Source organism: Ponticaulis koreensis DSM 19734, from assembly GCF_000420665.1.
GTDB lineage: Bacteria > Pseudomonadota > Alphaproteobacteria > Caulobacterales > Hyphomonadaceae > Ponticaulis > Ponticaulis koreensis.
Genome location: NZ_ATVJ01000001.1, coordinates 389,010 through 411,699, shown reverse-complemented (window position 1 = coordinate 411,699; position 22,690 = coordinate 389,010). Strand labels below are relative to the sequence as shown.

At 55.1% G+C, this 22,690-nt stretch carries 21 protein-coding genes; 17 read left to right on the top strand and 4 right to left on the bottom strand.

All coding sequences use genetic code 11. From position 1 onward, the window contains the following. The first annotated feature begins 85 nt into the window (after nucleotides 1–85). The 4 genes from G523_RS17575 to G523_RS0102185 all read left to right on the top strand — a co-directional run bounded on the left by G523_RS17575 (nucleotide 86) and on the right by G523_RS0102185 (nucleotide 5,837). Nucleotides 86–658: an ANTAR domain-containing response regulator gene (locus G523_RS17575; protein WP_162141016.1), complete on the top strand. Its 573-nt coding sequence runs from the start codon at nucleotides 86–88 to the stop codon at nucleotides 656–658. Nucleotides 659–991: 333 nt separating this feature from the next. Further along, on the top strand, nucleotides 992–3,625 hold the full coding sequence (locus G523_RS0102195; RefSeq protein ID WP_022693383.1) for a TonB-dependent receptor plug domain-containing protein: 2,634 nt from the start codon (nucleotides 992–994) through the stop codon (nucleotides 3,623–3,625). 169 nt (nucleotides 3,626–3,794) lie between these two features. Next, nucleotides 3,795–4,634, top strand: a complete 840-nt coding sequence (locus G523_RS0102190) for a sulfite exporter TauE/SafE family protein (protein WP_022693382.1) — start codon at nucleotides 3,795–3,797, stop codon at nucleotides 4,632–4,634. A gap of 39 nt (nucleotides 4,635–4,673) precedes the next feature. Then, a complete protein-coding gene (locus G523_RS0102185; RefSeq protein WP_022693381.1) occupies nucleotides 4,674–5,837 on the top strand; it encodes a pyridoxal phosphate-dependent aminotransferase in 1,164 nt (387 codons plus the stop codon). Nucleotides 5,838–5,901: 64 nt separating this feature from the next. On the opposite strand, the gene G523_RS0102180 is transcribed toward G523_RS0102185, so the two are convergent. The 3 genes from G523_RS0102180 to G523_RS0102170 form a co-directional block, all read right to left on the bottom strand. After that, complete coding sequence (locus tag G523_RS0102180; RefSeq protein ID WP_022693380.1) at nucleotides 5,902–6,219, bottom strand: winged helix-turn-helix domain-containing protein; 318 nt, start codon at nucleotides 6,217–6,219, stop codon at nucleotides 5,902–5,904. Nucleotides 6,220–6,225: 6 nt separating this feature from the next. After that, nucleotides 6,226–6,849: a hypothetical protein gene (locus tag G523_RS0102175; RefSeq protein WP_022693379.1), complete on the bottom strand. Its 624-nt coding sequence runs from the start codon at nucleotides 6,847–6,849 to the stop codon at nucleotides 6,226–6,228. 89 nt (nucleotides 6,850–6,938) lie between these two features. Continuing rightward, a complete protein-coding gene (locus G523_RS0102170) occupies nucleotides 6,939–7,862 on the bottom strand; it encodes a tyrosine recombinase XerC (protein ID WP_022693378.1) in 924 nt (307 codons plus the stop codon). 71 nt (nucleotides 7,863–7,933) lie between these two features. Here G523_RS0102170 and G523_RS0102165 point away from each other — a divergent pair, with 71 nt between their 5' ends. Further along, nucleotides 7,934–10,105 (top strand): primosomal protein N', encoded by a 2,172-nt coding sequence (locus tag G523_RS0102165; protein ID WP_027441376.1) that lies wholly within the window; start codon nucleotides 7,934–7,936, stop codon nucleotides 10,103–10,105. Nucleotides 10,106–10,208: 103 nt separating this feature from the next. Here G523_RS0102165 and G523_RS0102160 read toward each other — a convergent pair whose 3' ends face one another. Beyond that, the gene (locus G523_RS0102160; RefSeq protein ID WP_022693376.1) at nucleotides 10,209–10,739 is read right to left on the bottom strand and encodes a hypothetical protein; all 531 of its coding nucleotides are present in this window, start codon (nucleotides 10,737–10,739) and stop codon (nucleotides 10,209–10,211) included. 70 nt (nucleotides 10,740–10,809) lie between these two features. On the opposite strand from G523_RS0102160, the gene G523_RS0102155 reads away from it, so the two are divergent. The 12 genes from G523_RS0102155 to atpD all read left to right on the top strand — a co-directional run bounded on the left by G523_RS0102155 (nucleotide 10,810) and on the right by atpD (nucleotide 22,631). Next, on the top strand, nucleotides 10,810–11,229 hold the full coding sequence (locus G523_RS0102155; RefSeq protein ID WP_022693375.1) for a MarR family winged helix-turn-helix transcriptional regulator: 420 nt from the start codon (nucleotides 10,810–10,812) through the stop codon (nucleotides 11,227–11,229). A gap of 130 nt (nucleotides 11,230–11,359) precedes the next feature. Further along, complete coding sequence (locus G523_RS0102145) at nucleotides 11,360–12,544, top strand: pyridoxal phosphate-dependent aminotransferase (RefSeq protein ID WP_022693373.1); 1,185 nt, start codon at nucleotides 11,360–11,362, stop codon at nucleotides 12,542–12,544. Next, a complete protein-coding gene (mtnB, locus tag G523_RS0102140) occupies nucleotides 12,541–13,194 on the top strand; it encodes a methylthioribulose 1-phosphate dehydratase (RefSeq protein WP_022693372.1) in 654 nt (217 codons plus the stop codon). The genes G523_RS0102145 and mtnB overlap by 4 nt, the downstream gene beginning before the upstream one ends. Next, the gene (locus G523_RS0102135; RefSeq protein ID WP_022693371.1) at nucleotides 13,191–13,745 is read left to right on the top strand and encodes a 1,2-dihydroxy-3-keto-5-methylthiopentene dioxygenase; all 555 of its coding nucleotides are present in this window, start codon (nucleotides 13,191–13,193) and stop codon (nucleotides 13,743–13,745) included. The genes mtnB and G523_RS0102135 overlap by 4 nt, the downstream gene beginning before the upstream one ends. Next, a complete protein-coding gene (gene mtnC, locus G523_RS0102130) occupies nucleotides 13,742–14,431 on the top strand; it encodes an acireductone synthase (RefSeq protein WP_022693370.1) in 690 nt (229 codons plus the stop codon). Before G523_RS0102135 ends, mtnC begins: the two co-directional genes overlap by 4 nt. A gap of 17 nt (nucleotides 14,432–14,448) precedes the next feature. Then, nucleotides 14,449–15,516 (top strand): S-methyl-5-thioribose-1-phosphate isomerase, encoded by a 1,068-nt coding sequence (gene mtnA / locus G523_RS0102125; RefSeq protein WP_022693369.1) that lies wholly within the window; start codon nucleotides 14,449–14,451, stop codon nucleotides 15,514–15,516. Between the two features lie 126 nt (nucleotides 15,517–15,642). Continuing rightward, nucleotides 15,643–16,182 (top strand): SMI1/KNR4 family protein, encoded by a 540-nt coding sequence (locus tag G523_RS0102120; protein ID WP_022693368.1) that lies wholly within the window; start codon nucleotides 15,643–15,645, stop codon nucleotides 16,180–16,182. 235 nt (nucleotides 16,183–16,417) lie between these two features. Beyond that, a complete protein-coding gene (locus tag G523_RS0102115) occupies nucleotides 16,418–17,575 on the top strand; it encodes a winged helix-turn-helix domain-containing protein (protein WP_022693367.1) in 1,158 nt (385 codons plus the stop codon). A 203-nt stretch (nucleotides 17,576–17,778) separates the two neighbouring features. After that, nucleotides 17,779–18,324 carry a F0F1 ATP synthase subunit delta gene (locus G523_RS0102110; RefSeq protein ID WP_233347292.1) on the top strand — a complete coding sequence of 182 codons (546 nt, stop codon included), beginning with the start codon at nucleotides 17,779–17,781 and terminating at the stop codon, nucleotides 18,322–18,324. 5 nt (nucleotides 18,325–18,329) lie between these two features. Then, on the top strand, nucleotides 18,330–19,865 hold the full coding sequence (gene atpA, locus G523_RS0102105) for a F0F1 ATP synthase subunit alpha (RefSeq protein WP_022693365.1): 1,536 nt from the start codon (nucleotides 18,330–18,332) through the stop codon (nucleotides 19,863–19,865). A gap of 72 nt (nucleotides 19,866–19,937) precedes the next feature. Then, nucleotides 19,938–20,822: a F0F1 ATP synthase subunit gamma gene (locus G523_RS0102100; RefSeq protein WP_022693364.1), complete on the top strand. Its 885-nt coding sequence runs from the start codon at nucleotides 19,938–19,940 to the stop codon at nucleotides 20,820–20,822. Between the two features lie 387 nt (nucleotides 20,823–21,209). Further along, nucleotides 21,210–22,631, top strand: a complete 1,422-nt coding sequence (atpD, locus tag G523_RS0102095) for a F0F1 ATP synthase subunit beta (protein WP_027441373.1) — start codon at nucleotides 21,210–21,212, stop codon at nucleotides 22,629–22,631. Nucleotides 22,632–22,690 lie beyond the last annotated feature (59 nt).

The window sequence follows — 22,690 nt, the reverse complement described above, 5'->3', positions numbered from 1 at the left end:
GTCTTTTCAACCTGTATTTTTCGCCATTGGCGGCGACGAGACTTTGGTGAGTGAAGGCGTGACGACGATGTCGGGCGGCAGTGTAGTGTCAGAATCAGTAGTGATCGTGTCCTTTGGGGCGGGGCATTTTGATGTCTTCTCCAAAGCGTTTGCGGACAGCGCCTTTTCGATCATCTATCGCGAAGCCTTTTTAAAAGGCCATTTTTCAGGATTCTCCGAGAATACGCTCCTCATTATTGATTGTGATGTGATTGATGATGAAATGCTCACGCAGATTTCAGCTTTGCAAGCGCGGTCTCCGTGTCCGGTTCTTATCTTCTCAGCATCGGGCGAGGCGGCAGATGCTCAGAAGGCGCTACGTGCTGGCGCGAGTTCCTGTGTTATTGACGGAATGCAGCCTCATCGCATCGGCACGCTTGCGGCGATTGCGCGTGAACGCTTCCAGCAGTCGCGCAAGCTACAGGTCGAGCTGGCGGAAACCAAGGGTACGCTCGAAGCGCGCAAAGTCATCGATCGCGCCAAGGGCGTCATGATGGAGCAGCGCGGCTTAAAAGAATCAGAGGCGTATGACATCCTCAGAAAAACTGCGATGAAACAAAGCAAGACAATGCGAGAAGTTGCAGAAAGCTATCTTGCGCTATCTGGGTTGCTCGACTGACAGGGCCGCCTCTGCTGCGCCTGCTCATTAAATGACCGTTAAATTATCGCACTGCATCAAAAGAATGCAGCAATACATCCCTCCCCAAAGCAAAAATGCATGACAGTTTACAGCGTCTGGTTTCGCTGGTGGGCTAGGCTCGTGAATTGAAGTCTCGGTCGGCGTCCAATGGGGGGTGCTATTTACGATCCGGGATTTCCTTACATCGCAGCCCAAGGGCCGGGCAGCACTTTTTCAGCAAATGTTTAGTTCGCCAGAACTCTGGTCGGAAACGTAACTCGTGTGTGGAGTCGCGTGTCCTCCAGGCTGGCTATCTGACTGGGGAAATAAGTTATGGGTCAACGCAATAACAAACTTCTGATGACATCAGTCATCGCTATGGCGATGGGCGCAGCGCTGTTCGCACCTGCATCTCTCGCGCAGGAAGATGAGGAAGCGGTTCAGGAAAACGTCATTGTAACGGGTGTTCGTGGTCAGCCGCGCACGGTTACAGATTCGCCGGTTCCGGTTGATGTTCTCAGCTCCGAGGAACTCGAAAACGTTCCATTCACGGATGCTAACGACATCATCCGTACACTGGTTCCATCCTACTCTCTGTCACGCCAGCCAATTTCGGATGGTGGTACCTTTGTTCGTCCAGCACAGCTGCGCGGCATGCCGACGGATAAAACGCTTGTTCTTGTGAACGGTCACCGTCGCCACCGTGCAGCGCTCGTTCAGATCGGTGGTTCGGGTACGCAAGGGCCGGACATTGCGACAATTCCAGCAATCGCTCTCGCGAACGTACAGGTTCTTCGTGATGGTGCTGCCGCGCTTTACGGTTCTGACGCGATCGCAGGTGTTATCAACTTTATCCTGAAGGATGATGCTGAAGGGGCAACGATCACCGCGGAAACGGGTCAATATTATGAGGGCGATGGCTTCCAGTTTGTGACTGCTGCAAACTTCGGTGTTCCACTTGGTGAGAATGGCTTCGCAAACTTCTCTATTGAGCGGTCCACATCAGATGCGACGTCTCGCGGTGCGGAGTATTGTGAGTCATGGGCATGTGTTGACCCGAACGATCCTCGCTTCCTGACAGGTGGTTCTTTCGACACAACGCTCGCGGGTTACGATCCAGCGACATTTGCGGCTGGTCTGCCAGATGCCAACATTGGTTTCGGCGATGTCGTTCAGCCATGGGGGCAGCCAAGCTCGGAAGCGCTTCGTGGCTTCGTGAATGCAGGTTATGATCTGGACGAATATACATCGCTCTACGCGTTCGCCAGCTACTCCAAGAGCTCTGCAGATGGCTCATTTTTCTATCGCTATCCCGGCAATGGGACGATTGAGAATCTCCGTCTTCAAGACGGTTCTCTCTGGAGCCCACTCTCTTTCTTCCCGGGCGGTTTTACACCCCGCTTCTTCGGTGACGTTATCGACTATTCCGGTGTGGTCGGGATTGAAGGTGAGTGGTTTGACGGCTTTTCATACGATATTAGCGGCCGACTGGGTCACAATGAAATCCAGTATACGCTTGCGAACACGGTCAACCCGTCGCTCGGCAACATGTCTCCGACACGTTTCAATCCAGGCGATCTGATCAACGAAGAGTTCCAGCTGCAGGCGGACTTTGCGTACGATCTGGAGTTTGCTTCATTGGCAAGCCCGCTGACACTTGCGTTTGGCGGTAGCTTCATGGATGAATCCTATGAACTTGTCGGCGGTGACCCTGCTTCTTACCAGACCGGTCCTTATGCTACACCAGACCCGTGGGGTTTCTGTAATGCCGGTGCGCCGACCGCAGCAGGTCTGGCCGTTATCGCAAACGGCTCTACACTGAATTGTGCAGATACAAGTGACCCTGTTTATCAGGTTGTTGGCGTCGGCTCGAACGGTTTCCCTGGATACTCTCCAGCGTTCTCTGGCGAATACACGCGTGATTCCTATGCAGCCTATGTCGATCTTTCCGGTGACGTAACAGATCGCCTCTTCCTTCAGGGGGCTATTCGCTTCGAAGACTATTCCGACTTCGATTCAGAACTTGTCTGGAAAGTTGCAGGTCAATTCGATCTGACTGAAACCATGGGTCTTCGTGGCTCTGTTGGCACAGGTTTCCGCGCTCCAACGCCGGGGCAACAAGGTACGACGAACGTGTCCACACGTCTGCCAAACGGGTTCCCCGTCGCAACAGGTCTCTTCCCAGCGGGTGGTACTATCGCTCAGGCACTTGGTGCATCGCCGCTTGGCCCGGAGACCTCCACTAACTATGCGTTCGGTTTCACCGGCGGCTGGGGAGATTTGTCTCTGACAGTCGACTATTACCGCATCGAACTGGAAGATCGTGTGAATGCGATCTCTACTCGCGACGTTTCTAATGATCCGGGTGCTGGTACAGCCTATCAGAACTATCTCGCGCTCGCTGGCGCAGGTGTTGCTGGTGCTGAATCAATCGGCGGCGTGTTCTACTTCCAGAACGCGTTTGATACCATCACTCAGGGTGTCGATATTGTAGGTACGTACAATACGTCATTTACCGAAGGCTCTTCCACTGCGTTTACGGCCTCTGTGAACTACAACCAGACCGAGTTCGATGGTAGTGCGTCAGTGTTCAACGCAGAAGATACGTTCGACTTTGAAAACGGTCAGCCGGAATGGCGCGGTGTGTTCTCTGTCCTGCACGAAGCGGGTCCTTGGACCTTCCTTGGTCGTGCTAACTATTATGGCGAGTATGACAACTCTGACAGTGGTGGAGCGACCGGCCTCATCCAGAACTTCAGCCCTGAAGTTCTGGTCGACGTAGAAGCCTCCTACCAGATCAGCGATGCGGTTCGTCTGTCTCTCGGTGCACGTAACGTGTTCGACGAGTATCCGGATGCGGCAGATCCGGCGATTGGCGACAGCTGCTGTGGTCGTATCTATCGCTCAGACTCAGTCGTCGACTGGCAGGGTGGCTATTACTACCTGAAGCTTCGCGCGGACCTCTGATCAAGCTGAGGGTTTGATGATGGTTTGTGCCGTCCTGCGGTGTCACTGCGGAAAAATGGGGCAACCATCAGAATAAATGGATTGAGGCGGGAAATACCCGCCTCAGCCTCGCCTTTAGCGATAGTTTGGTCGAAGGCGATTTATGCAACTCAGTCTGGGATGTGGTTTCTTGGGTGATTACAGTTGGCTCCAGCTGGTGCAGATGGTCCTCATTTTGATGGGGGCCGGTCTGGCAGCAGGGTTGGTAGCCGGATTATTTGGCATTGGCGGCGGTTTTGTTGTCGTTCCAACGCTTATCGTGGTGTTTGAGTTCTTTGATTTCAGCGACTCCATTCTGATGAAGATGGCTGTCGCAACATCACTCGCAACCATTGTGGTTACAGGCTTCAGGTCGGCACAGGCGCATTATAAAAAAGGCGCGGTCGACATGCAGATTATCAGGGACTGGGCCCCCTGGCTGACTATAGGGGCCATTCTCGGAACAATTTTGACACGTGTGCTGGACGGTTCAGCGCTCAAACTGATCTTCTCGGTTGGCGTTTTCCTGATGGGCCTGCACTTCGTGTTCCCGGCAAAGGGCAATGTCCGGTTTCATTTCAGCGCTGAAATGCCGAAAGGCTTCGTGCTGGCTCCAATCGCAACATTCCTTGGCGGGTTTTCGGCACTACTCGGTATCGGTGGCGGTACGCCTGCTGTCATGGTGATGACGGCTTGTCAGCGACCTATCCACCAGGCTGTCGCGACTGCGGCGGGCTTTGGTGTTATCATCGCGGTGCCAGGCACTATCAGTAATATGATCGTCGGTTTTGGTGAGGCAGGGCTTCCGCCCGGGTCTATCGGGTATGTGAACCTGATTGCTGCGCTCTCCATTGTCAGCATGTCGATCTTCACCGCGCCTATTGGCGCCAAGCTCGCGCACAGTCTCGATGGCGTGAAGCTCAAACGATACTTCGGAATCTACCTGATCGCGACCTCAGCATACGTTTTCTACAAGGCCGTCGCGGGTTGATGAGAGATCAGAACGGAAAGGTAAAAGGGAGTTACGGACATGGCATTTGATCTATCAAGACGTTTTCTGCTGACAGGATCAGCAGGCGCAGCAGTCGCAGGCCTGACAGCTTGCGCCACTTCAACGAACGGTGCGGCGGTCGCTCAGGGCGCATTCACGCCAGAAAATGCTGCGGTGGAAAACCCGTATCTGCTCGGGGCGCCTCAGGGCGTTGCGCTTCTGTCGCGCAATGAAAATCCTTATGGTCCGGCGCAGTCTGCCAAAGACATGATCGCGTATGCGGCGTCCAAAGGTGCTTACTATACGGCGCAGGGCGCGACCGAAGAACTGAAAGCCATGATCGCGGCGCGCCATGGTGTGACGCCTGATCATATCGCGCTCTCTACAGGTTCCGGCGAGATCCTGTCTGCAATCGCGCTGACATACGGTCCGAATGGCCCAATCGTAGCGCCGCGTCTATTCTGGGATACGACAGCGCTTTATGCGGCTAACCTTGGCATGGCGGACATTCAACGCATCCCGCTGACGGCGGATATGGAGATCGACCTTTCGTCTATGGAGGCTGCGGTTACTGAAAGCACGGGCGCCGTTCAGCTTTGTAACCCGAACAACCCGACAGGCCTTGTGATGCCGGGCAATACAATCCGCGCGGCAGTCGCACGCATGGCGGCGAAGGCGCCTGTCATTGTGGACGAGGCCTATATCGAGCTGGCCGATGATGAGGAAGGCACGACCTGTGTTCCGCTCATCAAAGAAGGCCATGATGTGATTGTTACGCGTACCTTCTCCAAGCTTTATGGCATGGCGGGTATCCGTATGGGCTATCTGATTGCGGCGCCTGAAACCGCGGCGAAAATTCAGTCTGTCGTGATGAGCTGGACGCCATCTACATCGATCGCAGCGGCGATCGGCAGCTATAACGACATGGAATTTGTAAATTATTCAAAGGCAAAGATTGTCGAAGCCCGAGAAATGGTTACAACAACCTTAGATACGCTTGGTCTCGAGTATCTGCCGTCTCAGACGAACTTCGTCTACTTTAAGTCGGGTAAAGAGGCTAACGCCGTTCAGCAGGCAATGGCTGACCGGATGATCTCGGTTCGTGGCCAGTACATGGACTATAATGAATGGACCCGCGTTTCGATGGGCTTTATCGAAGACGTGGATAAGTTCTGCAGAGCACTTCCTGAGGTGGTCGCTTAACAGCGATAGCTGATCAGGGACGAAACAGGCGGGTGCCGGGGGGCATGCCCGCCTGTTTTTGTATCTACTCGGCGGCGTCGAGCAGCGAGCGAAGTCTTGCGAGGTAGTCGAGCCAGGCTTTCCGGCCGGTATCGGTCAGATGGATACGCGTTTGTGGGCGTCGGCCTTCGAAGCGCTTTTCTATCTCCACATATCCTGCATCTTCGAGCTTGCGCAGATGGGTTGAGAGATTGCCATCCGTGGCGTTCACCTTGTCTCTCAACTCGCCGAAGATTGCTGGCGATGCTGCAGAGAGATAGGCCATGATGCCGAGGCGAAGCCGCCCGTGAATGGCATCATCAATCTCGCCATGGTCGAAAGGGTTGTCGGATGTGTCACTCATTGCGAGTTACACCACGGACTTCGGCTCGTTAAGCAGCTGGCGCGCGCCGCCCGTCAGCCAGCAGAGCAGGGTGCCTATCGCCGCCGCGAGATAAGTATCGCTAAGGCCGAACAAAGCGACTGTAATGCAGGCGAAGGCAATAGACACAATGACAGGGAGCCATCTGCCTGCTTCTTTAGAAAACGCTGCAGTCGCAGCATAGCTAATGCCATAGACAAGGAATGCTGCAGGCATAATCGCATCGAACAGATCAACGCCCAGATCCGACCGGACACTCACAGCGACTGCAATCGTGATCGCAAATGAGAAAAGCCCGATTGATGCAACGCGCCACGTTGAACGGTCTACCCGATTTGCAGGGGCTGACTGGCCTGGTAAATCCGATGCTGTCTTTCGCAAGATAAAGCTGCCAATGCCGCCGGCGATACCCATTGTCATCCAGATAGCGCCTGCCCAGCGTTCATCTAAGCCCGCAATAAAACCTTTTGCGAGGGCCCAGTGCGCGAGCAGTGCACTTGTCACCAGAAGAAACCAAAGCGTTGCGAATCGGCCTGATGTTGAGGGTGCTTCCTGACCGGCTTCGGCAATGGTGCGAACATATTCCAGATCGTCGGCTAGTTTCGAGTTCATTTTAGTCTCCACAAATCACTTTGAATTTCAGAGTAATTGTTTTTCGATAAATGTCAACTTTGTTTTTCAAAGTGGATGTACGTGAGACGTCAGGCGCGTGGATGTGCCAGCTTATGGGCACGGGTGAGACGGGCATCCTCAACGCCCAGATAGACTTGCGTTGTTGACGGGCTGGCATGACCCATCAGGGCCTGAATGGACCGCAAATCTCCGCCATGGGCGAGAAGATGGCTGGCAAAGGCATGGCGCAGCGCATGCGGCGTTGCGCTTTCGGGCAGGCCCAGCGCGCCGCGAAGTTGCTGCATTAGCGCTTGTGCCGCGCGTGGTCTCATCGGGCCTCCGCGTACGGCAAAAAAGAATGGCGTCTCCGCGCCCATCTTATACGGGCAGAGCTTTGCGTAGGCGTCCATAGCGTTACGCGCGACATCCATAAGCGGGATAATCCGAACCTTGTTGCGCTTGCCCAGGATGCGAAGCTCGGCGGGGGCGGGCGTCAGGTCTCCCGTGAGAGACAGCGCCTCGGAAATACGCAGGCCGCCCGCATAAATTAGCGTCAAAAGCGCGGTATCACGCGCGCCAAGCCATGGCTCTTCCTGCATGTCGCCGGCCAGAGCGATCAGGTTTGCGGTGTCCTCTTCGCTGGTCGGGCGGGGAAGCCGCGATTTGAGCTTAGGGCCCGACATGGCGAGCAGTTTGGCGTTCTCCAACCCGTGGGCGACATCAAGCCAGCGATAGAATGCGCGAAGTGCTGATAGAGCACGAGCCAGAGTGGCCGCAGCATCCGCACCGTCTTCGCGCCGTTCGGCCAGCCATGAGCGAACACGTCTTGGATGGACGGCTTCCAGATCCTGTCCTGTCACGGGCTTCGGGTTATTCCGGTTTAGGAAGCCGACAAATGATCCGATGTCATGACGATATCCCGTCACCGTGTGCGCAGACATGCCTCGCTCCTTCTCGATATGTTCGAGAAAGTCGGAAAACAGGTCGGTCGCAGGCGTGTCAGATGCATTCATTGTGCAGATTGTCGTGGAAGGGCGTTAACAGCCTCTTTTCTTGAAGCCCGCTTACGCCCAATCTCTCCTCCATGCGTTACGCCCGAGTCCTTTTTACTTTGCCTCTGCCAGAGCCGTTTGACTATGCCATCCCTGAAGAGATGCATGTCGAGCCAGGTTCTGTTGTGCGTGCACCACTGGGAGCGCAGGAACGTCTGGGCGTCGTCTGGGACGTTTGCGAGGAAGAAGACGGGCTGCGCGAGTTGAAAGAGCTCTATGCATCCTATCCGTCGCCCGCTTTTTCAAAGCCTTTCAGAGACTTCATCGACTGGTCAGCGAAATATACCTGCTCCAATCCGGGTGGTGTCCTGCGCATGGTGCTTCGTTCTCCCGCCTCGCTTTACCCGTCCAAAATGGAAACGGTGGTTCTTGAAAAGCCTTCCACGGAAGCGCCAAAGCGGCTGACGGCTGCGCGCGAACGCGTTCTTGAGTTTGTAAAAGGCAACCCGCCTATGACGCAGGCCGAGCTTGGCCGTGAAGTGGGCGTGTCTACCTCCGTTGTGAAAGGTCTGGTCGACCTTGATGTTCTGGGTACGGACTACCGCCCCATTGATCCGCCTTACCCTGTCCCGAATGCCGAAGGGCAGGGGTTTGAACTGACTGACGAACAGGAAAGCGCTGCAGAGCATTTGCGCCGCCGTGTTCGTGAGCATGGCTTTAATGTCTCCCTGATCGATGGCGTGACCGGTTCGGGCAAAACCGAAGTTTATTTCGAAGCGATCTCAGAGGCACTGCGCGCCGACCCTGACGCGCAGATATTGATCCTTTTGCCAGAGATCGCGCTTACTCAGGCGATCATGAAACGCTTTGAGGCCCGCTTCGGTGCGCGCCCGGTTGAATGGCACTCAGGCATTAGCGATGCAGACCGTCGCCGTGCGTGGCGGGAGGTTGCTCACGGGCGGGCTCGCATCGTTGTTGGTGCCCGGTCTGCACTTTTTTTGCCGTTTCCGAATTTGCGTCTCGCCATTGTGGATGAGGAACATGACGGATCCTACAAGCAGGAAGACGGCGTTATCTATCATGCGCGAAATTTATGTGTGGCACGCGCACGCTTTGAAAAGTTTGCAGTTATCCTCGCCAGCGCCACGCCAGCGCTCGAAACTTTGCATAATGCGCGCACCGGACGGTTTGACTATCTGCGCTTAGCTGCTAGGCCGGGGGTGTCCCGCCTGCCTGAGGTCAGCCTCATTGACATGCGGTCCGAAGCCCCCGACCGAGGGGATTGGCTCTCGCCCGTGCTCGTACGCAATATGGCAGACGTTCTGAGCGCGGGTGAGCAGTCTCTCCTGTTTTTGAACCGTCGCGGCTATGCTCCGCTCGTCATCTGCAAGGCGTGCGGCGACAAATTAAAGACGCCGGGCACGGAAAGCTGGCTCACCGAACACCGCTATACGAACCGCCTTGTCTGTCACCTGACGGGCTTTTCAATGAGGCGTCCTGCCGCCTGCCCGAAATGTGGTGCGCGGGATTCTCTCATGGGCGTTGGCCCTGGCATTGAGCGCGTCGCCGAAGAGGTCCGCACCAAATTGCCACAAGCCCGTATCGAGCTTTTATCGTCAGATACGATCCAGTCCGGCGACGATCTACGCGCGCTCATCCATCGGATGGAGCAGGGCCAGATTGATGTGCTCATCGGTACACAGATGATCGCTAAAGGACACAACTTTCCGGGGCTCACCCTTGTTGGCGTTGTCGATGCCGATGCCAGCCTGAAGGGCGGCGACCTTCGCGCCGGTGAGCGCACCTTCCAACTTCTCTCTCAGGTGGCAGGCCGTGCAGGGCGCGCTGAAAAGCCGGGCCGCGCCATGCTCCAAACCTATGATCCGGATGCTCCGCTCATGCAGGCGCTGGCTGCAACCGACCGCGACAGCTTCCTCGCCTGCGAAGAGGAAATGCGCGAGATGATGGGCATGCCGCCTTATGGCAGGCTTGCAGCTGTCATTCTGTCGTTTCCGGGCGAGGATGAAGCCGCCCGTCTTGCCAAAGAGTTCGGCATGGTCGCGCCAAATGCGGATGGCGTCGAAGTCTGGGGCCCTGCGCCTGCACCTATCGGCGTGCTGCGCGGGCGGTGGCGCTGGCGTTTCCTTGTCCGATCCGAGCTCAATGTTGATCTCTCCGCTTATATGAGCGTATGGAAAGCCGCGCTCAGACTGCCTGCGCAGGCGCGCCTGCAGGTGGATATCGATCCATATTCGTTCTTGTGATCGTCCGCTTCCCTTCCAAAAAAACAGGCTAGGGATTCGCTAAGGGTCGCGCTGAATGCTGTTCTTAATTGCTCACGCGAACGGGCTTTCGCATAGAGTGCCTTCAGGGTGTCATGAAGAGATAAGCCGGTTCGTTTCGCGTCTTCAGAAAGGTCTGAAGTCTGATGAGGTATTCAACAAGTCGTGGCTTAACTCCGTTTTCCGCCGGTTCTTGAACAATTGGCACCTCTGTTTTCAACTTAAAAATTCGCGCAAACAGGCCACGCTTTTTAGGCGGATTTGATAAGGTCTGAGGCGGCAACATATGCTGAAACTGTTCGAATTTGCTCCACGCTTCCGCGGCGCTTCCGATCTCATACACAGACAGGCTTTTGATCTTACGGACCAGCTTTTCTGGGATGATCAATGCACCACAACCTGCTTCTTCGTCGACAAACGCGTCTTTAAATCCAGCCATCATCTCGTCAAATGAACCGAGACCCAGAACCTGACCAAGTTCACAGAGTTCAATCAAGCTAAGATTTTTGGCGGAAAAAACATCAACTGACGGCATTGGTTCATCGTCGCGTTCCATTTCATAAACATCGGCAAAATCGAGGTCACCGATATAGTAAATGTCTGAAATTCCTGCCATGTCTTCCCCCTGATGGCTGTGCGCTCTAATGATGCGCAAAACTTTTATGCGTCTATCAGAGGTGGTGTAAATGTTCTTTCTGAAATACCTGCCAACGCAGTCGCTTCTGATGAATTATCGCGAGCATTTTCCGGCCGGATCAGAGCCGCAGATTTCGAGCCAGCTGGAAATGCTCCGCAAAGCCTCGCTCCTCCTGCGTGACCTCGATGATTTCTTCCGCGAACATGATCTCTCCCTTACGCGCTTTCTGATCCTTGTCATTCTGGACGGCGCGCATGAAGGGCTCCAGCATTCGCAGATTGTGGATCGAATTGATGTATCCTCGCCGGTGGTCAGCCGGTCGCTTGGCGCGCTTGTTTCGGACGGGTTGGTCGAAGTGATCACTGACGCGGAAAACAAGCGGCACAAACTCAACCGACTATCTGATGAGGGCCGCGCACGCCTTCAGGCGCTCATGTCGGGTTATTACGAGATATTGCTGCGGGAGTAGTTATTGCGCCGAAGCGCAGACCTGATAAATCGCGCGGCCTTCATGGATGGGGATAATCCACCATGGAAATAGCAGCTCATCTGCGCCATAAGCGGGTGAAGCGCGGCTATAAGAAGGGTCACAGAAATCCATGCCAATTCACACCTCCAAGAAAGCAGGCGTATTCGCCGAGTCTGTCATTCGCGGTATGACGCGCCAGTTCAATGCGCGCGGCGGCGATAAACCGGGCGTGAACCTTGCGCAGGGCTTTCCGGATTTTGCGGCGCCTGAAGCGCTGAAAGAGGCGGCTGTTGCGGCGATCCGCGAGGATTTCAACCAGTATGCCATCACCTGGGGCACTGTGAATCTGCGCAACGCCATCGCCGAGAAGACAGAGCGTCATTACGGCGTACGCCCTGATACAGAGCGCGAAATTACCGTCACCTGTGGCACGACCGAAGCGATGATGGCGACCATGATGGCGCTGGTTGATCCGGGCGATGAGGTGATCGTCTTCGAGCCGTTCTATGAGAATTATGGCCCTGACGCGATCCTGTCAGGCGCTGTGCCACGCTTTGTGAAACTGCGCGCGCCAGACTGGAGCTTTGATGAGGCAGAGCTGGCCGCCGCCTTTAACGACAAGACCCGCGCCATCATCATCAACACGCCATCTAACCCGACGGGCAAAGTCTTCTCAAAAGAGGAGCTGACCTTCATTGGCGAGCTTTGCCAGAAATGGGATGTCGTCGCGATCACGGACGAGATTTACGAGCACATCATTTATGAAGGCCCGCATCTGCGCATGGCCGATATTGAGGGCATGGCAGAGCGCACGGTGACGATCACTGGTCTGTCCAAAACCTATTCGGCGACAGGCTGGCGGATTGGCTGGATCATCGCGCCGCCGGATGCTTCTGACGCTATTCGCAAGGTGCACGACTTCCTTACCGTGGGCGCCGCGGCGCCTCTGCAGGAGGGCGCAGCCCATGCGCTGCGCTTTGGCGATGACTATTATGGCGAGCTTGGCGCGACCTATGCGCTGAAGCGCGATATTCTGATGCCGGTTTTGCAGGAGATTGGCTTTACCTGCTACCATCCGCAGGGCGCTTATTACATCATGACGGACGCATCCGAGCTGATGGCGCGGACCGGCCACGATAACGACGTCGCCTTTGCCAAATGGATGATTGATGAAGTCGGTATTGCAACCGTGCCGGGCTCCAGCTTCTATCGCGATAAAGCAGACGGGCGCGCCAAAATCCGTTTCGTCTATTGTAAGAAGCCGGAAACGCTGGAGCTGGCTGTTGAGCTGCTACGGAAAGGGTTTGCAAAATGATCAGCCTGAAGTCTGACGGGCCTGTCGATTTCGATACCGCCGCGAGCCATATCTGCGAGGCGGGGCGTCTTCTGGATGCAAAAGGCATGGCGCCTGCCTCCAGTGGAAATTACTCCATGCGCCTGAATGATGGCGCATTCGCGGTGACAGTGTCTGGCAATCATAAGGGCCGTCTTCACATTCAGGATGTGATGCGCGTAGATGCCGAAGGCAAAGCTCTGGAAGAGAAGAAGCCCTCTGCCGAGACGCTGCTGCATACCCAGATTTACAAGCATTATCCGGATGCGAACGCCATTCTGCACGTGCACTCTACGGCGGGCGTTGTGCTGACGCGGCTCATGCACGGCGATATCATGCTGGCGGGCTATGAGATGCTGAAAGCCTTTCCCGGCGTTGAAACCCATGCTGTTAAAGTGCGTCTGCGTGCGGTCGACAACACGCAGGATATGCCAGCGCTGGCAAACACTCTGGAAGAATTTATCGCCGATCTGCCTGTGCCTGCCTATATCATTCGCGATCATGGCTTCTATGTCTGGGGCAAGGACATGGAGGCGTGCTTCAATATGTGCGAAGCTGTCGACCATATGCTGACCGCTGAAGTCGAGATTTTGAAGATTAAGGGCGTCCCGAAGAAAGGACTCTGGAAATGAGCAGACTGACTGTTTTTGAAGAGACTGCGCCGCAAACGGCTGTCCTCGATACAACCGAGTTTGAAACCATCGCGTCTACGCTGAACGATATCGGTGTGCGTTTCGAGCGCTGGGAGGCGCGTGAAGCTTTTGCTGCCGACGCCACGCAGGAAGATGTGCTGGCCGCATACCGCGACGAAGTCGAGCGCATTTGCGCTGAAGGCGGCTATACCACGGTCGACATTATCCGCGTGACGGAAGAGACGCCGAACAAGGACGCCATCCGCGCTAAATTTCTCGACGAACACACACACTCTGAAGACGAAGTTCGCTTCTTTATTGAAGGCGCGGGCGTGTTCTATCTGCGTGTGGACGGCAAGGTGCACATGGTGCTGTGTGAGCAGAATGATCTGATCAGCGTGCCAGCGAACACAACGCACTGGTTCGACATGGGGCCGGATGCGCGCCTGGCCGCTATCCGCTTCTTCAACAATGAAGAAGGTTGGGTGCCGAACTTTACCGAGAGCGGCATTGCCAAAGGCTTCCCGACTTTCGAGTTCATGGCCGCATGATTTCACTGAAGGGCGTCAAAGCCGTCGTTACCGACATTGAGGGCACGACCAGCTCGATCAGCTTTGTGCATGATGTGATGTTTCCATACGCGCGTGAGCGTATGGGTGATTTCGTGCGCGCGAACGCAGGCGATATTCAGGAACATCTTGATGCGGTGCGCGAGGAAGAAGACGCGCCGGATTTGACGGCTGACGAACTTATCTCTGTGCTCATTCGCTGGATCGATGAAGACCGTAAAGCGACGCCGCTGAAAGCCATTCAGGGCATGATCTGGAAGGAAGGCTTCGAAACGGGCGCGTTCAAAGGTCATATCTATGATGACGCGGTGGCAGGATTGAAGCGGTGGCATGAAGCCGGTAAAACGCTTTACGTCTATTCCTCCGGATCTATTGCGGCGCAGAAGCTGCTCTATGGGCACTCTGAAGCGGGCGATATCACGCCGCTCTTCTCTGGTTATTTCGATACGACAACCGGCGGGAAGCGCGAGACGCTCTCTTACGAAAAAATCGCTAAAGAGCTGAAGCGCCCGCCGGAAGAAATCGTCTTCCTGTCTGACGTTGTCGCCGAGCTTGAGGCTGCAGACGAGGCTGGTTTCCAGACGGTTCTTCTCGACCGTAAGCACGAGCTTGATGAAGGTATCTGGGGCAACAAGACCGACACCTTCGCCAATATTCAGATCGCCTGAGGGCGGGAGAGCATTCCATGAAAATTGATGGCAAACCGTATCGCTCCATCTGGCTGAACGAAAACGGCTGGTCTGTGCATATTTTCGACCAGCGCGATCTGCCTTGGAAGCTGACCATTGTGGAGCTGAAAAGCCCGGCTGACTGCGCTGTGGCTATCAAAGAGATGTGGACACGCGGCGCGCCTTTGCTGGCGATGACGGGCGCTTATGGCCTGGCTATGGCGCTACGTGATGATGCCTCTGATGCAGGGCTCGATGCTGCATACGACATGCTGGTTGCGACCCGCCCCACGGCAGTGAACCTGAAATGGGCGCTTGATCAGGTGCGGGAGCATGTGCGCTCGCTCGCGCCAGAGGCCCGCGCCGCAGCGGCCTATGAGAAGGTGAATGCGCTCTGTGATGAGGATGTTGAGACCAACCGTGCGATTGGTGAGACAGGCCTTCAGATCATCCGTGACCTCCACGCGAAAAATCCGGGCAAACCGGTGAATATCCTCATTCACTGCAATCCGGGCTGGCTCGCGACGGTGGATTTCGGCACGGCGACAGCGCCGATCTATCGCGCGCACGATGAAGGCATTCCGATTCATGTGTGGGTGGATGAAACCCGTCCGCGAAATCAGGGCGCGCTTCTGACAGCTTATGAGCTGCAACAGCATGGCGTGCCACACACAGTGATCGTGGATAATGCGGGCGGTCTGCTCATGCAGCGCGGGCAGGTGCAGATGTGCATAGTCGGCGTCGACCGCGTGACGCGAAATGGCGATGCCTGCAATAAGGTTGGCACCTATCTGAAGGCGCTCGCTGCGGCAGATAACGACGTGCCTTTCTATGTGGCCATGCCGTTCACAACCTATGACCCCTCCACGCCGACAGGCCGCGATGTGCCGATTGAAGAGCGAGACGCGACCGAGGTCACCCATATTGATGGGCTGGATGAAAACGGTGAGATGAAACGGGTGAAACTCACCCTCTCACCGGGCGGGAATCTGGCCTTTGACATTACGCCGGCGAAATACGTCACGGCCTATGTGACAGAGCAGGGGCTTCTTTCCGCCGCCGACCTGATCGAGCGGGCGGGGTAACTTCAATTAAAGCGATGGCGTTTTGTAAGGTGCACCAAGTGTAGCGGATGCACCGTGGATGAGTCTGTTTTTTTCGAAAATTGCCTCTAAGGTGATGGGCCGATCATAAAGTATGGCGCGCAGGTGATGTCACAAAACGAGAAATATCTGGCTCAATGCGAACCCGCCAGTGAGCCGCAAATTCGAGAATTGGAAACCACGATTGGCTTCAATTTGCCGCATGCCTATCGGACTTTTTTTCAGACAGTGAATGGGTTTGCAATCCGAGAAAAATATTCAGAACCGTTTAGGGTACCAGCTTATGATAAGGACTTTCTCTTAAACCAGTTTTACGCACTGAGTGAAGAACATCGGTTCTTGGACATTTATGAGACGCGTGATTCATTGTTGGCAAGTGTACCGAATTGGCTATTGCCTATTGCTGACTGGTCGGGTGCAGAACCGACCTACCTCCTTGACCTTCGCCCCGAAAAATCCGGGGCAATTTATGCTCAGATCATTGATGATTATCCTTACAACGCCAATCCGCCATTCACGCCTGAAGAGATGTGGCCGGATACAGAGCTGGCAGATCTGGGGGAAGCAGATTTGGAAGAACTCGAAACGTATTGGTATATTTGTGAGGATATAAACGCGCTATTGAGGTTGGCTCGTGTCGCGCTATGAAGTGCGGGCATGTGACGATATGTAGGGTGCATCACGCTCCACAAATGCACCAGAAAAACCTTGCATTGCTTTTGGGCTAGCTTCCAGCCGCAGTTTGGACCCGTGAGTTCCCCTCATCCCAAACCCTTCTCCCCGAGGAGTAGGGCTCCCCTCTTGAGAGATGGGAGCTTCTAAGCGGGTGCTTGCTACCTTTCGCTTTGGTGCTTAGCATTTTGGTTCAATTCGGAGACCGGTGATGCCAAAGGCCAGCGCGGGGCCGCCCAATGAAACTTTATCGCAGGCGCGGGCACGGGCGATCTGGATTGCGGCGCAAAAGCTGGATGAGCGTGAACCCTTTGGTGAGGGGGCTGAGGCTCTTGCTAAAGCAGTAGCCCATCTTGGCTATGTGCAGATCGACACAATCAATGTGATCGAGCGGTGCCATCACCACATATTGTTCAACCGCATTCCGGCTTACCGGCGGGCTGATCTCAATGCCGCCCAATCTGATGATAAGTCCGTCTTTGAATACTGGACGCACGCGCTGAGCTATATCGCGACGGAGGATTTTCCCTATTTCGTCGCGGTGATGAAGGAAAAGCGCAAAGACCCGGGTGGCTGGTTCGGTAGCGTTGAGCCAGAGGATATGCGGCGCATTCTGAAACGGGTGCGTGAGGATGGTCCGCTCGCGATTTCCGACATTAAAGACGACAAGCTGGTCGATAAGTCTCACGCCTGGGGATCGCGCAAGCCGTCTAAAAAGGCGCTGCAGGCTGGCTTTTTCGGCGGGCAGCTGGCGATCAGCCGCCGTGATGGCATGCTGAAAACCTATGATCTTCTGGAACGACACTTCGGATGGGAGCGTCTGCCCAAACCGGCAACGCGCCTTCAGACGCTGAAATACCTGCTGGAACGGGCGCTGCGCTCACAAGGGCTGGTGAGTTTAGAGTCCATTTGTCATCTCAATGCAAAGGATAAGCCGGATATTCTGGCGCTGATCGAGCGCGAGGTACGGGCAAAACGCTTAAGGCCGGTTCTGATTGAAGGGTGTGACGTCCAGCATTGGGCGCGGCCTGAAACGCTGGACACGGAACCGCCTGAACCGACGCTGACGCATATCCTCTCGCCATTTGATCCGCTGATCATTCAGCGAAAGCGCACCAGTGCGTTCTTCGGTTATGACCATATCTTCGAGGTCTATATCCCGAAGGAGAAGCGCAAGCTTGGCTATTTCACCCTGCCTGTACTGATCGGCGATGAGATTGTCGCCGGTCTCGACCTGAAAGCCGACAGGAAAGAGGGGCGCCTTCTCATTCAGGCCTGGCACTGGGTGGGCAAAGGCAATGAGGCCGACCACAAAGCGATTATCGAGGGTGAACTCGATCGGTTTGCGACCTTCCAGTTTGGGGCGTGAAAGGCTTCTTTCAAAGAAAACAATCAGCTGCGACAAACGGGCATGAAAAACACGGCTCACCCCCTGTTGCGAGTCGGTAGGTAGCATGCTAAGGACCGCGCAAATGACCGGGGTGGGGCGCTTTGCGTGCCGATAATTCCAAGGTTGTTAGACGTCTGAACCGGGGCTGTAAGCCTCCAATCCGAATGGGTGAGCATTTGAGCGTGTTACAAGTCAGCGAAGCCGCCACTCGCTACGCCTCCGCACTGCTGGACCTGGCTTCTGAAGAGAATGTCATTCCGCAGGTCGAGGCTGAACTGAACGCTTTTGGCGCTGCACTGGAAGCATCTGCAGATCTTAATGGCGCGCTTGCTGCGCCTACGGTCAGCGCTGAAAACAAGGTCGCCGTTATTAAGGCGATCACTGCAAAAATGGGTCTGTCGCAGCTTGTTGCGAATTTCCTTGGTGTTGTTGCGGATAACCGCCGCGCCGGAGAGATCGCGGGCATGGTTCGCGCTTTCCGTGACCTTTCCGCTGCCAGACGCGGCGTGACCCGCGCAAGCGTTGTGTCTGCTCACGAGCTGACCGCTGCGCAGGTGAAAGAACTGGAAGACCTGGTTGCCTCCGTATCCGGCGGCGAAGTTTCCATGGATGTCCGAGTTGATCCTGAGCTGATCGCGGGCTTCCAGCTGAAAATTGGCTCTCGCCTCATTGATGCGAGCACCAAATCCAAACTTGATCGTATGAACCTTGCCATGAAGGGAGCATGAGCCCAATGGACATCCGCGCGGCTGAGATCTCTGAGATCCTCAAAAATCAAATCAAAAATTACGGCGTGGAAGCGGAAGTTTCCGACGTCGGTACTGTACTGTCCGTAGGTGACGGTATTGCACGTGTTCACGGCCTCGACTCTGTTCAGGCTGGTGAGATGGTTGAATTCGCTGGCGGCGTTAAGGGCATGGCCCTCAACCTCGAGAGCGACAACGTTGGTGTGGTTATCTTCGGTGATGACCGTGGCATCTCTGAAGGCTCTACAGTTAAGCGTCTCGGCGAGATCGTTGCTGCGCCTGTCGGTAAAGGTCTTCTCGGCCGCGTTGTTGACGCGCTCGGCGAGCCGATCGACGGCAAAGGCGAACTGGCTGACGTTGCTTCCCGTAACCGTGTAGACGTTAAAGCGCCGGGCATCATCCCGCGTAAATCCGTACACGAGCCAATGATGACTGGTATTAAAGCGATCGACGGCATGATCCCTGTCGGCCGTGGCCAGCGTGAGCTTGTTATTGGTGACCGTCAGACTGGTAAAACAGCTATCTGTATCGACGCGATCCTGAACCAGAAGCCGACTAACGATGCTGCAAAAGACGATTCAGAGAAACTCTTCTGTATCTACGTTGCTGTCGGCCAGAAGCGTTCAACTGTTGCTCAGGTTGTTAAAACCCTCGAAGAGCGCGGCGCTATGGACTACACAGTTGTCGTATCTGCTACGGCTTCTGAACCAGCGCCTCTGCAGTACCTCGCGCCATACACCGCTTCTACAATCGGTGAATATTTCCGCGACAATGGCATGCACGCTCTGATCATCTTCGACGACCTGACAAAACAGGCCGTTGCTTACCGTCAGATGTCTCTGCTGCTTCGTCGTCCACCAGGTCGTGAAGCTTACCCAGGTGACGTATTCTACCTGCACTCCCGTCTTCTCGAGCGTGCGGCGAAACTGAACGACGATCACGGCAAAGGGTCTATGACCGCTCTGCCGATCATCGAAACTCAGGCGAACGACGTATCTGCGTACATTCCGACAAACGTGATTTCGATCACTGACGGTCAGATCTTCCTCGAAACCGACCTGTTCTACCAGGGTATCCGCCCGGCTGTGAACGTTGGTCTCTCGGTTTCCCGCGTTGGTTCTGCGGCTCAGACTGGCATCATGAAGAAAGTTGCTGGTTCCATGAAGGGTGAGCTGGCTCAGTATCGCGAGCTCGCGGCCTTCGCGAAATTCGGTTCTGACCTCGACCCTGCGACTCAGAAAACGCTCGACCGTGGCGCCCGCCTCACAGAGCTTCTGAAACAGCCTCAGTTCTCTCCGCTTCAGATGGAAGAGCAAGCGCTTGTGATCTACGCAGGTACACGTGGCTACCTCGACACAGTTCCTGTCGAAGCGGTTACACGTTACGAGAAAGAGCTTCTCGCATGGCTGCACGCGAACAAGTCTGACCTGCTGGCAAAAATCCGCTCAGAGAAGAAACTGACGGACGAAATCCAGTCTGGCATGGACGAAGCGCTGACCGAGTTCACGAAGAACTTCGGCTAAGCAGACTTAGGAAGAGCGATTGCGGCAGGGTAATCTCCGCCGCATCGCTTGCAGACTTACAGGCGAGTTCAAATGCCAAGTTTGAAAGATCTCAAAGGCCGGATCGCCTCTGTGAAATCCACACAGAAGATCACTAAGGCCAAGCAGATGGTTGCTGCAGCCAAGCTCCGCCGTGCGCAGGAAGCTGCTGAAGCTGCGAAACCATACTCAATGCGCCTTGCAGGTGTGATCGCAAACCTGACAGCTGCCTCAACTGGTGGTCAGGGTCCGAAACTGCTTACCGGTACAGGTAAGTCAGACACACACCTTCTTATCATCATGACAGCTGAACGCGGTCTTTGCGGTGGCTTCAACGCCAACACTGTGAAGAAAGCGCGCGAAGAAATCATGCGCCTGAAAGGCGAAGGCAAGACAGTGAAAATCATCACTGTCGGTAAGAAAGGCCGCGAGCAACTCATGCGTACGCATGGCGACCTCATGGTCTCTCACATCGATACGTCATCTGCCCGTAACTCAGACGATCTCGCTGAAATCGCGCTGCAGCTCGGTAAAGATCTGAATGCTGGCTTTGAAGCTGGCGAGTTCGATGTGGCTTCGCTGATCTATGCGCAGTTCAAAAACGTGATCTCTCAGGTTCCGACAGCCAAGCAACTTGTGCCGGCTGAACCACCTGAAGATGTGCCGACTGTCGACCTCAAAGGTGCGACATACATCTATGAACCGTCTGAAGACGACATTCTGGAAACGCTACTTCCGCGTTACCTGAACACGCTGATACTCTCTGCACTTCTCGAAAGCGCAGCAGGCGAGCAGGCTGCGTCTATGACTGCGATGGATAACGCGACGAACAATGCCGGCGAACTGATCGACAAACTGTCGCTCCAGTACAACCGTGCACGTCAGGCGCAGATCACGAAAGAACTGATCGAAATCATCTCTGGCGCTGAAGCGCTCTAGAGAGAGGACAGGACACAGGTTATGAGCTTCTGGATTTACGAAAATTTCGGCAATAAACGCGCTCGTATTCACAGCGCGGACTGCCGTTATTGTAATAATGGTCAGGGCGTCGGTGGCGACCAGACTAACGATGATGACAAATGGCACGGTCCGTTTGAAGCATTTGCGGAAGCAGATAAAGCGGCGAAAGCGCTGAAGCAAAAGGATACAGCGCCATGTGGTGCCTGTAAGCCTGAAGCGAAAAAAGCGGCTGCCAAGCCTGCTGCAAAAAAAGCCGCACCGAAAAAAACTGCCGCAGCCTCAGCTGCACCCGCTCAAACAGCCGCTACAGCAGCGGCTCCAAAAACAACTAAAGATACTAAACCGTCCAATAAAAAGGGGTCATCCATGAGCACCTCCGCAACCGGTCGCGTCAGCCAGGTTATCGGCGCTGTTGTCGACGTGGAATTCGAAGGCAAGCTGCCTGATATTCTGAACGCTCTCGAAACTGATAATAACGGCAACCGTCTGGTTCTCGAAGTTGCTCAACACCTCGGTGAGAGCACAGTTCGCACAATCGCTATGGACTCTACAGAGGGTCTCGTTCGCGGCCAGCCAGTCTCTGACACAGGTACACCGATCTCTGTACCGGTCGGCCCGGCAACACTCGGCCGCATCATGAACGTTGTTGGCGAGCCAATCGACGAGCGCGGTGACATTGCAACTGACATGCGTCGTGCGATCCACCAGCCAGCACCTGAGTTTGTTGACCAGTCAACATCTGCAGAAGTTCTCGTAACGGGTATTAAAGTTATCGACCTTCTCTGCCCGTACGCACGTGGTGGTAAAGTTGGTCTGTTCGGCGGTGCGGGCGTTGGTAAAACAGTTCTCATTCAGGAGCTGATCAACAACATCGCGAAGCTTTTCGGCGGTTATTCTGTATTCGCTGGGGTTGGCGAGCGTACCCGTGAAGGTAACGACCTTTACCACGAGATGCAGGAAGCTGGCGTTATCAACCTTGAAGGCGAGAGCCGCGTTGCGCTCGTATACGGTCAGATGAACGAGCCTCCAGGCGCGCGTGCTCGTGTTGCTCTGACAGGTCTGTCTCAGGCTGAGTACTTCCGTGATGAAGAAGGCAAAGACGTTCTGTTCTTCGTCGACAACATCTTCCGCTTCACACAGGCCGGTGCTGAAGTGTCAGCGCTTCTCGGTCGTATTCCTTCTGCTGTGGGCTACCAGCCGACACTGGCAACCGACATGGGTGGCCTGCAGGAGCGTATTACGTCGACGACTAAAGGTTCTATTACGTCTATTCAGGCCGTATACGTTCCAGCGGACGACCTGACAGACCCTGCGCCTGCGACATCGTTTGCCCACCTCGATGCGACAACGGTTCTTAACCGCTCTATTGCTGAAAAAGGTATCTACCCGGCTGTTGACCCGCTCGACTCTTCCTCTCGTATTCTTGACCCGCTGGTTGTTGGTCAGGAGCACTACGAAGTGGCGCGTGGCGTTCAGTCTATCCTTCAGAAGTACAAAGAGCTTCAGGACATTATCGCCATCCTCGGCATGGACGAGCTCTCTGAAGAAGACAAACTGGTTGTTGCACGTGCTCGTAAAGTTGAGCGCTTCCTGTCTCAACCGTTCGACGTTGCTGAAGTCTTCACCGGTTCCCCAGGTGTTCAGGTTAAACTCGAAGACACCGTCAAAGGCTTCAAAGGCCTCATCGCTGGCGAGTATGACCACATTCCTGAGCAAGCTTTCTACATGTGCGGCAACATGGACGAAGTTATGGCTAAGGCTCAGAAAATGGCCGCTGAGGCTGCATAAGCCGAGTTGTCAATTCAGTTTTAAGAAGAGGCCGTTCCCAATGGGAGCGGCCTTTTTTC

Coding starts and splice junctions, on each gene's coding strand:
- mtnC (WP_022693370.1), top strand. CDS start 13,742: ATGATTTCACTGAAGGGCGTCAAAGCCGTCGTTACCGACATTGAGGGC.
- G523_RS0102145 (WP_022693373.1), top strand. CDS start 11,360: ATGCCAATTCACACCTCCAAGAAAGCAGGCGTATTCGCCGAGTCTGTC.
- G523_RS0102165 (WP_027441376.1), top strand. CDS start 7,934: ATGCGTTACGCCCGAGTCCTTTTTACTTTGCCTCTGCCAGAGCCGTTT.
- mtnB (WP_022693372.1), top strand. CDS start 12,541: ATGATCAGCCTGAAGTCTGACGGGCCTGTCGATTTCGATACCGCCGCG.
- mtnA (WP_022693369.1), top strand. CDS start 14,449: ATGAAAATTGATGGCAAACCGTATCGCTCCATCTGGCTGAACGAAAAC.
- G523_RS0102120 (WP_022693368.1), top strand. CDS start 15,643: ATGTCACAAAACGAGAAATATCTGGCTCAATGCGAACCCGCCAGTGAG.
- atpD (WP_027441373.1), top strand. CDS start 21,210: ATGAGCACCTCCGCAACCGGTCGCGTCAGCCAGGTTATCGGCGCTGTT.
- atpA (WP_022693365.1), top strand. CDS start 18,330: ATGGACATCCGCGCGGCTGAGATCTCTGAGATCCTCAAAAATCAAATC.
- G523_RS0102195 (WP_022693383.1), top strand. CDS start 992: ATGGGTCAACGCAATAACAAACTTCTGATGACATCAGTCATCGCTATG.
- G523_RS0102115 (WP_022693367.1), top strand. CDS start 16,418: ATGCCAAAGGCCAGCGCGGGGCCGCCCAATGAAACTTTATCGCAGGCG.
- G523_RS0102170 (WP_022693378.1), bottom strand. CDS start 7,862: ATGAATGCATCTGACACGCCTGCGACCGACCTGTTTTCCGACTTTCTC.
- G523_RS0102180 (WP_022693380.1), bottom strand. CDS start 6,219: ATGAGTGACACATCCGACAACCCTTTCGACCATGGCGAGATTGATGAT.
- G523_RS0102160 (WP_022693376.1), bottom strand. CDS start 10,739: ATGGCAGGAATTTCAGACATTTACTATATCGGTGACCTCGATTTTGCC.
- G523_RS0102135 (WP_022693371.1), top strand. CDS start 13,191: ATGAGCAGACTGACTGTTTTTGAAGAGACTGCGCCGCAAACGGCTGTC.
- G523_RS0102100 (WP_022693364.1), top strand. CDS start 19,938: ATGCCAAGTTTGAAAGATCTCAAAGGCCGGATCGCCTCTGTGAAATCC.
- G523_RS0102185 (WP_022693381.1), top strand. CDS start 4,674: ATGGCATTTGATCTATCAAGACGTTTTCTGCTGACAGGATCAGCAGGC.
- G523_RS0102155 (WP_022693375.1), top strand. CDS start 10,810: ATGTTCTTTCTGAAATACCTGCCAACGCAGTCGCTTCTGATGAATTAT.
- G523_RS0102175 (WP_022693379.1), bottom strand. CDS start 6,849: ATGAACTCGAAACTAGCCGACGATCTGGAATATGTTCGCACCATTGCC.